This is a genomic window from Tsukamurella ocularis (assembly GCF_965138335.1).
Lineage (GTDB): Bacteria > Actinomycetota > Actinomycetes > Mycobacteriales > Mycobacteriaceae > Tsukamurella > Tsukamurella ocularis_A.
On the sequence record NZ_CBCSDV010000057.1, the window covers coordinates 1 to 9,961 of the forward strand.

15 protein-coding genes are annotated in these 9,961 nt (G+C 69.7%); 8 read left to right on the top strand and 7 right to left on the bottom strand.

Annotated elements, in window-relative coordinates; translation table 11 throughout:
• The 8 genes from ACNAYW_RS24200 to ACNAYW_RS24235 all read left to right on the top strand — a co-directional run.
• Positions 1-264 (top strand): hypothetical protein (locus tag ACNAYW_RS24200; protein WP_415852150.1); only part of this gene is annotated, 264 nt, incomplete at its 5' end.
• Positions 261-455, top strand: coding sequence for a hypothetical protein (locus ACNAYW_RS24205; protein ID WP_415852151.1), 195 nt, complete (start codon positions 261-263; stop codon positions 453-455). The genes ACNAYW_RS24200 and ACNAYW_RS24205, both read left to right, overlap by 4 nt.
• The gene (locus ACNAYW_RS24210; RefSeq protein ID WP_415852152.1) at positions 452-778 is read left to right on the top strand and encodes a hypothetical protein; all 327 of its coding nucleotides are present in this window, start codon (positions 452-454) and stop codon (positions 776-778) included. Before ACNAYW_RS24205 ends, ACNAYW_RS24210 begins: the two co-directional genes overlap by 4 nt.
• Positions 779-812: 34 nt before the next feature.
• Entirely contained in the window at positions 813-989 is a 177-nt protein-coding gene (locus ACNAYW_RS24215; protein ID WP_415852153.1) for a hypothetical protein, read from the top strand.
• 117 nt (positions 990-1,106) lie between these two features.
• A complete protein-coding gene (locus ACNAYW_RS24220) occupies positions 1,107-1,493 on the top strand; it encodes a hypothetical protein (RefSeq protein ID WP_415852154.1) in 387 nt (128 codons plus the stop codon).
• A 10-nt stretch (positions 1,494-1,503) separates the two neighbouring features.
• Entirely contained in the window at positions 1,504-2,232 is a 729-nt protein-coding gene (locus ACNAYW_RS24225; protein WP_415852155.1) for a hypothetical protein, read from the top strand.
• Between the two features lie 85 nt (positions 2,233-2,317).
• Positions 2,318-3,694, top strand: a complete 1,377-nt coding sequence (locus ACNAYW_RS24230) for a hypothetical protein (RefSeq protein WP_415852156.1) — start codon at positions 2,318-2,320, stop codon at positions 3,692-3,694.
• A gap of 41 nt (positions 3,695-3,735) precedes the next feature.
• A complete protein-coding gene (locus ACNAYW_RS24235; protein ID WP_415852157.1) occupies positions 3,736-4,104 on the top strand; it encodes a hypothetical protein in 369 nt (122 codons plus the stop codon).
• Between the two features lie 60 nt (positions 4,105-4,164).
• Here the strand turns inward: ACNAYW_RS24235 and ACNAYW_RS24240 are convergent, their stop codons facing one another.
• From ACNAYW_RS24240 to ACNAYW_RS24270, 7 genes are all read right to left on the bottom strand, one after another.
• A complete protein-coding gene (locus ACNAYW_RS24240) occupies positions 4,165-5,019 on the bottom strand; it encodes a hypothetical protein (RefSeq protein ID WP_415852158.1) in 855 nt (284 codons plus the stop codon).
• 522 nt (positions 5,020-5,541) lie between these two features.
• Entirely contained in the window at positions 5,542-5,736 is a 195-nt protein-coding gene (locus ACNAYW_RS24245) for a hypothetical protein (protein WP_415852159.1), read from the bottom strand.
• Positions 5,733-5,951 carry a hypothetical protein gene (locus ACNAYW_RS24250; protein ID WP_415852160.1) on the bottom strand — a complete coding sequence of 73 codons (219 nt, stop codon included), beginning with the start codon at positions 5,949-5,951 and terminating at the stop codon, positions 5,733-5,735. Before ACNAYW_RS24250 ends, ACNAYW_RS24245 begins: the two co-directional genes overlap by 4 nt.
• Positions 5,952-6,062: 111 nt before the next feature.
• Complete coding sequence (locus tag ACNAYW_RS24255) at positions 6,063-7,139, bottom strand: DUF2637 domain-containing protein (RefSeq protein WP_415852161.1); 1,077 nt, start codon at positions 7,137-7,139, stop codon at positions 6,063-6,065.
• A gap of 5 nt (positions 7,140-7,144) precedes the next feature.
• Positions 7,145-7,891 (bottom strand): hypothetical protein, encoded by a 747-nt coding sequence (locus tag ACNAYW_RS24260; protein ID WP_415852162.1) that lies wholly within the window; start codon positions 7,889-7,891, stop codon positions 7,145-7,147.
• Positions 7,892-7,893: 2 nt separating this feature from the next.
• A complete protein-coding gene (locus ACNAYW_RS24265) occupies positions 7,894-8,208 on the bottom strand; it encodes a hypothetical protein (protein WP_415852163.1) in 315 nt (104 codons plus the stop codon).
• Positions 8,209-8,210: 2 nt separating this feature from the next.
• Positions 8,211-9,914: an FtsK/SpoIIIE domain-containing protein gene (locus ACNAYW_RS24270; RefSeq protein WP_415852164.1), complete on the bottom strand. Its 1,704-nt coding sequence runs from the start codon at positions 9,912-9,914 to the stop codon at positions 8,211-8,213.
• Between the last annotated feature and the right edge of the window lie 47 nt (positions 9,915-9,961).

Below are 9,961 nucleotides of genomic sequence, written 5' to 3' on the forward strand. Positions count from 1 at the left end.
CCCTTCCCCCGCCCGTGGAGCAAGACCGAGACCCCGCTCACGTCCGTGCCCGTGCACACTGGCCCGCCGCCAGGATGGCCCGCGACCGCGCCCAAGCCCGATCCTGCGACCCGCTTCCCGTGGGTGACCGACGGGGCGACGCAGAGCCGCCCTGCCGTCCGCACCCCCGACGACGTGATCCGCACGTACGCGACCTGGCGGTATCGCGCGAGCGCGTTCAAGGCCGCGAGCATCCGTGCCGCGATGGGGGTGAAGGTCGCATGACCGCCACCACCACCCTGACCCCGCGCCAGGAGGCCGCGCTCGCGGCCCTGCGATGGGCCGAGATGCGGGTAGCAAGCACGTCCGAGCCCTCGCGCTTCCTGGACAACAGCTACGGCGCTGACAACCGCGCTCTCACCCGCGCCCGCGCGGACGTGGCACGGGCCTTCCCGCAGGGGGTGCCAGACCTATGAGCACCGTCAGCGACCCCGTGCACGACTACTGCACCAGCGCGGCGCTCGTGCTCGCTGAGTCTCGCCGCGACCTCGCCCGTGCCGCCGCCCTGCGGCATGAACGGAAGGTGGATCAAGCCCGCGCACGGCTCGCGCGGGCGGAGGGGAACGTGGTCACCACCATCGCTGCGCGCGCCGATGCCCACCGCGAAGCGGGGCGGGCGATGCTCGCAGCGGTGGACGCTGACCGCGCTTGTGCGAAGGCCCGTCTCGCGGTGCAGGAAGCTGCGCTCGCCTTGCGCGCGGTCGAGCGCGAGGAGGTGGTGCCCGCCGAGCTGCCCTGACCGAGACCGCGACCCCGAACAAGAGGAGAAGTACATGACCATGACCACGACCACCGACCGCTCCATCCGCCCGCACGGAACCACCGCCGTGTGGGGACGCTGCGGCATGTGCGCCACGCCCGCGACCCGCTGGGCTGCGGGCTCGACCACCGCCGTGCACATGTGGGTGTGCGCGGATCACGCCGACAGCTACATCCGCGCCGATAGCTGACCCCTTGCCTCGCCCACGTGCGATCACCCGCACGTGGGCGGGGTTGGGAGCCAGACCAGATACCGAGAGAACAGGAACACCAATATGGCACGGACGCACTACCCCTACTACGAGCCTGTGACACAGGCTCTGATCGACGAGGTGCTCGACAAGCACATCAGCCTGTGGAATGGCGGCATCGGAGGGGGAAAGGAGAAGCCGCGCGACTTCACCGTGGAGGGGGTGCAGGCGAGCGTCGACTTCATGCTCTCCCGCTTCAACCAGCTCTCACGTCCTGCGCACCAGGTCAATTCGGCGCGGCTGCCCGCCCTCGTGCACTTCCACACGGGCGTGCCCGTGAATGAAGGGGAGGTGCTGCTCGCCGTGATCATCTGCGGGTACGCGTGGACGCGGTACGACTGCACGACGCACTGCCTCGTCCGCCTGGCGCAGCGGGCGTTCATCTCCGCCGAGAGCGACGCCCGCCGCGCGGGGCACTTCGACAACCACACCATCAACGGATAGGACCGAGACCATGACCGACCAGACCAACAGCCCCGCGTACACGCTCGGGGCCAGCACCAGCGAGTCCGCCGACGGGCGCGCGAGCTACCCGCTGCCCCTCCGCATCTTCCACGCGACCGACAACCGCACGGGGATCGTCGATCACGAGCGCTACGTCGGGGTGATGTGCATCGGCGACAAGCCGTACCCGATCACGAGCTTGGACGTGCTCAACCTCCGCGATGCCCTGTCCACGTTGCCGCCCGTGGCCGTGGAGATGGGCGAGGAGGGGGACACCGCCGAGGACGACGAGGACGAGGACGAGGACGAGGAGTGCGAGTGCTACTACCACTGCCCGCACCCTGGCGAGACGACGCTGTGCGACGACTGCGCGGAGCGGCACATGAGCATCTACTGCTGTGGGTGTGACTGCCACGACCTCGACTGGGACCGCGAGGACACCCGCGATCCCGCGCCTGCCCCCCGCACGGAGCGCTGGTACGCGGTGATGGAGCAGCGCATCGAGAGCGCCTTCGAGACCATGCGGGAACGGCTGCGCGCGCTGGCCCAGGACACTGCGCGCGTCGCGGAGGAGGTCGGCGCTGAGCTGACCGAGCTGCTCAGCGACGAAGCCCGTGACGGCCATCGGATCGAGGCGGATGTATTCGCCACTGCCGCGCGCACGGAGTACGGCGTGGTCGTCCACGTCGTCGCGGACGGCGTGGCGTGGAAGGGCGAGGTCACCTCATTGGAGGTGTAGCCCGTGGCGTAGCTCGCGCGGCGGTGTGCCGCGCGGGAAGCATTGAGCAGCAAGAACAACAGACAAGGATAAAGGAGGAGTAGGAATGGCAGGAAATGGCGATCCGAGCGAGGACACGCCCGAGGTGACGTTGGTCGATGCGGGCGAGGTTGCGCGCACGTGGAAGATGACGGGTACGCAGCTCGACTCAATCGGGCATCAAGTGGCCGCGCTCAAAGCCACCGGCGTCGATTTCCCCGACAAGATCAACAAAGCGCTGTTCGGGATCGGGCAAGGCTGCACGTCGGTCGCCGCGCAGTGGACGACCGCAGGCGGCGACGTACAGCGCCAACACGACGAAGTGGACGTGCTCAAAGCAGCGGCGTACAAGTCCGACACCGCCGAAGTGCAGACCGCGAAGACCGCTGCGGCGCAGGGCCTCATGATCGCCGCGCTCGGTGGGAGCCCCGCTTACATGCAGAGCGCGCAGGCGAGCTTGTCAGCGGCGCGGGCGAAGCGGCTCGGCACGCTCGACTCCGCCGTGGCGGACACGAACGGGCGCATCGCCGCGCTGCCAGGGCACGCCACCGCCGCGAACGACGCGGTGCAGACGGCGCGCACCACGATGGTGACCAACAGCGGCGGGCAGAGCCTGCCTGACAGCGTGCCGCAGATCGTTCCGCCCACGGCGGCGAGCCCGTCGGGTAATCCGTCGGGCGGGCCGAACCCGAAGTCGGGCAACCCGTCGGGCGGTGGCAAGCCGAGCGGGGAGAAGCCGACCGCGAACAAGTCGTCGGTCGATGACAAGGGCTCGGGCGCGGACCCCTCGGGCGGCAGAAAGCCGCAGCAGGGCCAGGGGCAGCAACAGCCGAACGCCCAGCAGCAACCCCAGGGTGGACAGCCTCAGCAGCAGGGCGGCGCACAACCCGCAGCGGGTGCCCTGTCGGGCGCGGGCACGCAGCAGCGTGGTCCTGGCGCACTCCCCGTATCAACACCTACTCCCGCACGCGGAGCCGACCCGAAGGGGAGCAACCCGTCAGTGCGCCCGACCACTCCGCCAGCGCCGCCGTCCACGCCCGCTCAGCGGGCGGGAGCCGACGGTCGCACAAGCCCGCTCGGGTCGGGCACGACCGCGACAGGAGCAGGCTCGGGTGCCCCGACCGCGAACAAGTCGGGCGTCGTGGGCGCGGGATCGGGCGCTGGCGCAGGTTCGGGCACAGGATCGGGCACCAGCGGGATGCGCGGTCCGATGGGCGGCATGATGGGCGCAGGTGGTCACGGCGCAGGCCAGGGCGGAACTGCACGGCCCAAGGGCGAAGTCAAGGCCGACCCTGCCGACAAGAAGCTGAGGGGCGAGGATGTCGCCGAGCAAGCGCTTGGCGGGATCGTGAAAGACGGTGACACGGGCGCGCCTGTGCCGCCCGCGCCCCCAGGATCGAATGGCGGTGCACCCGTCCCACCCGCGCGCCCGACGAAGCCGTAGTCCAAGAGCGAGAACAGAGATAGGAGCACAACATGGGATCAGTGAGTGCAGCGGACCTCACGCAGCTTGAGTCCATCGCCGACCAAGCGGAGGCGATCCAGCCCGCGATTGAGCAGCTCGCCAGCGGCGCGGGGATCGTGGGCACCGCCGATACACGGTGGGGCCGCACAGCGGCGAACGCCTATGGCACCTTCGACACCGCTGCGAAGAAAGCGACGAAAGAGCTGGCGGGACTGCTGCCCGAACAGGTCGCCGTGATCCGCCAGTACGTGAAGCGGGAACGCGAGATTCAGGCGAAGACGAAGAAGGAGAGCGAGCAGCTCGCGGGCGTGATCCCCGAATTGCCGAAGGTGGCGGACAAGCCGAGCACGACGGGCGGACCCAATCCCGACGGGACGTGGACGATCTAGTACCGCGACCAATGTCAACGCCCCCGACCAGGACTGGTCGGGGGCGTTGCTATCTGGGGGTCACACCGCCAGCGTGGTGCCCGATCCGAGAGCCGCGAGCACCTGCGTGAGCTGGTCGGCTGTGGTGATCACGGACTTCTGCGCGAGGAGCCCCACCAGGGCGTCACCCTGTGTGACGGGCGCGCCCGCATCCCCGATCTGGGGCGCGGGAGCCGATCCGCCCCCACGCCAAACGAGCGCAGGGCCAGCCGCGCCCGACCACGTGAGTGAGCCGTGCGGAGCGGCGGCTGTCACAGCGGTGCCCATCGTCGCGGGGCGGATCGTCTTCGCGGTCTGCGACCACTGCACCCCACTCGCGAGCTTGAACGCGGGCACCGTCGCGGCGGTTGTCCCCTTGAGTTCGACCGTGCGCATCGTGCCGATCACGTAGCCGTCGGCGGTGCGAACGTCGCCCTTGGATGTGAACGTCGCGCAGTCCGCGCCACCGATGCCCCACACCGCGCCCGAGCTGTCGCGCGCGAACGCGCCCACGGCGCACACGCGGTCGCCGCTGTCCTGCGGGAAGCGCGCGACATCGCCCGCCTTGATCATGAGCGTCGAGCCAGCGGGCAGCGACTTGCCCGCGAGCGTGGGAGTCGCGCAGGCGATGTCGAACGCGAGGCTGTTCGCCTTGCATGTCTCTCCGTCCAAACCCGCCGCAGTGATCACTGCCCCCGAACCCGCTGTGCCCGATGACCCGAGCCCGACGCCGAACAACCCACCGTCGCTAGGCGTCGCCTCACCCGAGACCGCGCTCGTGCACCCCGCCGCCCCGACCACGCACACCCCCGCGACCGCGAGCGCGACGATCCCGCGCCCAAGCCGTGATCGTCGTACACGTCCAGCCGTCCGATTTCCCATCATTTCCTCCTCCATATCGCCCAACATATCGCCCCACCTGCGGTTTTGCTACTCCCGACACCCGCGCGCCCGCCGTTTCGGGACACAGCCGTGTGTCTGATCACCTCCCCGCACAGCTATCCGACAGCGTGCGGAAACCGCCCTCCACCAGCGGTCCCTCCGTTCGCGCCCGTGTTCGGATCACGAGCGTGGCAGGCGCGTGTACAGGGGGTGGAGCGCGGGTCGGATGAGCATGTGGATCACGCCTACGGATAGCGGGTCGGATAGATTTTGCTCGCCCGCGCACGTGTGCGAGCACGTGGAAACCGTGCAGGTGGGAGTGCCTATATGGAGGAGAACAGCACCTGTATTCGGGCCGCTCGGCGGCGAGCTGGACGAAGGCGGTTCGGATAGCGGATGTGCGCGCTCATGCACACCGTCAGGGTCGGTGGTCGAGGGGCGCGGAGCCGTCCGCGTGCGCGCACCGCACAGAGTCGGGCGTCCAGGCCGTCCATCGCGGGCGTGATCCGAGGGGTGATCTGGGAGGGCGGCGGAAGCCTACCTATCCTTCTTGATCTGATCGGCGATGTATGCGACCAAGAAGAACACGCCGAAGAGCACAAGCGGTAGAGCGAGGAGGCTCAGCCAGCCGCTTTCACGGACGAGACCGACCTGAACGGCAATGGTGATGAAGATCGTCCACCCTGCGATGGCGAAGCCGTCGCGCGCTTCCCGCTCCTGATCGTCGTTCATTTCGCGTTCTCGATCAGCAGCATGGAGACCATCATCCCGCCGAAGAACACCAGCGGCGACCACAGTAGATGCCACCAGCCGAAGTGGGTGACGAGGAGATATTCGACGATCCCCGTGATGACGAGGGCGAGGAACATCCCGATGGCTACCTCGGTGCCCTCCACCTCGTCCTTCTTCTCCTCCGACCGCTTCGGGTTGTTCGGGTTCTCACCCATGTGCAGCTCCTTCTTCGCTGGTGATCGGACGGAGCATAGCGGGGCGTACCGACATGAATCAGCCCCGCCCGAGTTCACGGACGGGGCTTGGACTGGCGGGGCAGTGGTGGTTCACGCCGCTATGACCAGCTCGCGCGCCGCGCTCTTGATCCGCAGCACGCCGCTCTTGCTGATCCCCGTCTGCTCGGCGACGGCGCGGGACGCGGTGCCCGCGTCGAGCAGCGTGAGGACCGCCGCGACCTGCTCATCGGAGTAGCTCATGCTGCTCTCCGCGAGGATCACGCGGGCGCGGTCCAGGTCCGCATCCGTGGTCTGCACGGGCTCGCGGTCCACGCGCTTGGGCACCGAGCGGACCACTGCGCTTGTGGTCCGCTGGACCTCCGCAGCAGGGGGGACGTCCTGGTCCGCCTGGTCCTCAGCGGGCTGGACCGCAGGCTCGCGGTCCTGGTCCTCGGACTGGTCCGCGACCGTCTGCGCCTGCTGGTCCAAGGACGGCTGCACGTCCTGGTCCATCGCGTCGTGGACCTGCTCAGCGAGCTGGTCCTGGTCCGTGCGGACCAGCGACTCAGCGGGTGAGTGGACCTCGCGGTCCTCCGCGTTCTGGTCCATGTCGAGGTCCAGCTCAATGGTGGACCGCAGGTCCGACAGCGGTCCAGCGGACCAGCGGTTCGGGTCCAGGAGCGGGTAGTCGAGCTGGTCCGCACCACGGTCCACGGCGGTGTCAGCGTCGGTGTGGTCCTGGTCCGTGACGACGGTCGCGGGGGCGGCTGGCTTGTCGAGAACCACCATCACGCCCGTCGCGACGACCACGGTCAGGTCCAGCATCACGGGCAGCAGCCAGCTCATCGACTCGGACCACCCCGCTGTGCGGGCGAGGTCGCGGAGCGCATCGAGGGACACCACGAACGCGGTCGCGACCATCACGGCGACGGCGACGGTCACAGCGGTGTGGACCTTGCCGCGCATCCCCGCGAGGGTCATCAGCCCGAGCCCGTGCACAAGCGTCAGCAGGGCGACGGGCGCGATGGCGGCGAGCACGATCTGTACCGCTATGGACCGCGCCGTGTCGGGCAGGGCGTGGACCACGTTGCCCGAGAGCGAGGCGAGCGTCGCTGCGATCAGCACCCGCTTCCAATAACGGCGGAGGCGCTCGGGCGCGGTCAGCTCGGCTGTCTTCGGCTTCCACATGTCCATCACTCTCCGTCTTCGCGCGCGGGCGAGGGCTCGCGCATAGTCACGTCCCGCAGATGTGTCACAGCTGGGGTGGTCTGCTCGAAGTCCGCGAGCGCGGGGAGCTGGCGCACGTCGATCACGTCGTCCCCGAGCATGTCCTCGCAGACGGCGAGGAGCTGCACGTACAGGAAGCTGCACATGCGCAGTGCGCCGACCTTCCCCGATGCGAGGTCGAGCACCGCCTGCTCCGCCTGCCTCACCATGTCCGTGAGCACCGCTGTGACGTGGATCAGCGGGCGATGGTCGGTCGCGGGCGCGAGAGCCGTCGCGAGGTCACGCAAGGTCGCGCGGGGGTCATCGGCGAGCAGCTCGCGCTCTTGCGGTCCCAGGGCGGCGGCGTCGCCCGCGTCCGTGATCATGCGCTCCGCGTGCAGCGCTTGTGTGATGGTGCGGCACATGTACGGGAGCCACGCCGCGCGCCACGAATCGTGTGCGGCTTGTATGGCGGGCGCAGACAGTTCGGGGAGGGGGAGCATGTCCGACGCGGCTGCTGCGTCCAGCCAGCAGCTTGGGCACGCGGTGTCCGCGCACCGCCCCGTCGCGGGATCAGGGTCGCAGGGCACGGCGGTGTCGAGGCGCTGTGCGTGGCGAGCGCGCTCACGCTCACGGGACGCCGCGCGTTGCTCGGGCGTTGGGCCGACGCCAGTAAGCGCGGCGATCATCGCGTGCGCGGACATCGAGCCGTCGTGGGAATCGGGCGTGGTCACGATCAGTCCTCCATCTCTGCACGGGCGTCGGGCGCGGGTCCGACCAGCTCGCCGACGAGCACGACCGACCTCGCGGCTTCACGTCCAGCCCGCGTGGTCGGGCGGCTCGTGCGGGCTGCACGGGGAGCGCGCGGAGCAGGTCGGGCGCGGAGCCAATCAGCCGCGATTTCAGGCAGGAACCTCAGCGCCGTCCCGCCGCCTGTGCCAGGCACGGGCGTGAGCAGCCCCTCGCGCACATCGCGGTACACGGTCATGGTGCTGACGCCCGCCATCCTGGCGAGGGTGGCGGTGGTCAAGTTGTCGTCGTGCTGCGCCATGTTCATGCCGCCTTTCCGTCGGTGGTGGAGCTGGTGCTGGGGGTGGTTGGGAGCGCGGCGGTGATCGCGGCGTCGCTCAAGTGCAGGAGCTGGACGCGGGACAGCGGGGAGGTGTCCGCGCTGTCGGACTCGCGCGGGACGCTGGCGACTGCTCGACCAGGTACGCCCGCAGGGAGCAGGGAGGGGTCGAGGCGGGGATCGCTGTCGAGCAGAGCGAGGTCGCCGAGGCTCATGCGCGCTGTGCTCGCGCTCTGGCGCAGCGCGATAGCAGCGGAGATGCTCTCCCGCAGATCGGCGTCAATCGACTTCGCGCTCGGACGCTGTGTGGCGAGGATCGTGAGGATGCCCAGCGAGCGACCGCTGGTCACCAAGTCCTGCAATAGCCCGCCGATCCGCTTCGCGAGCTTCCCCTCCGCACTGCTCGCGAGCCCGCTGAGGTAGCGGTGCACTTCGTCCACGAGCACCACGATCAAGGCGGGGCGCTCGGACGCGGGGATGTCCCAGTAGTTCGCGGTGCCGAACTCAGCGCGGAACCGCTTCGCGCGCAGGCTCGCGGCGGTGACCACCTCGTCGAGGGCGTCGGCGAGCTGCTCGCGCTCCTCGACGCCGCTGCCCACGACGTACGTGGAGGCGGCGTTGCCGAGCACGTCCAGATCACCGCTCGCCTTGCCGTCCGCGATCACGAGCTGCACATCGCGGGTGCCCGCGAGCGACGCGACGATGGCGAGCGCCGCCGCCGTCTTGCCCACGCCAGGGAGCCCGCTGAGCAGGATCGACGGGGTGTCCCGCAGCGCGAGCAGCGCGGCGGTTCCGTTCTCGCGCACGCCGATGTGCAAGTGCTCGGCGTCGGTGTCTGTGTCCGCGACGGCGGTCGGGAGCGTGACCGAGGAGAGGGGATCGCGGTCGCCCGACGTGTACAGAATCCGCCCGTCGGGGAGAGCGGCGACGGTCGCCGCGCTCGGGTCCACGCCGAGGGCAGCGGAGATGTGCGGCAGCCCCTTCTCCCATTGCGCCATGCTGATCCCGACGGGGATCGCAGCGAACACGAGCTGGATGCCCCTGGGGGACACACGAGCCGCTTGCAACGTAGGCATGGCGGTCACGCTGGCGCGCGTAGCTTCCAGTTCGCCCGCACCCGCGATGGGCGCGGTCGTGGTCTCCACGATCCCCGCGCCCTTCATCACGCTGCGGTACACGGAGTCGTCGCGCAGGCGGGTGAGGAAGGGCAGGTACGGCGCGGCGTCGTCAGCGGGCGTGCCCGTGACCACGGACAGCGGACGGGTGGGGACCACCATCGCGAGTGGGACGATCCCGCCCAGCTTGCCGTCAGCGGGGGCGGTGAGAGCGTCCGCCTGGGCGACGGAGCCAGGCACGGCGTAGTGCCCGATCCCGCCGTGCCACGTGCTCGATCCGCCCACGGTCGCGACGCGGGTGTCAGCCACGCGGGCGGGCTCGCTCACGTGCGGGACCGCCGTGACGGTGATGGTCGCGGCATCGGCGGTCGCGGATGTGTCGGTCACCCGCAGCGCGCCCGTGTGCGCGAGCACGGTGTCGAGGTGCCGCATCACGCTCGCGGGATCGGACGACGGCACGGTCACGGTGATGTCCGTGCCCGCGTTCGTGATCGAGGGTGCGGCGGTGATCGGCACGCCCGTGCCGTGCAGGGCGAGGCCGAGCTGCTCGGCGGGAGTCGTTGGGGTGGTCATGTGCTTCTCCTATCTAGCCGAACAGGTTCGGGGTGGGGGTCTGGGGG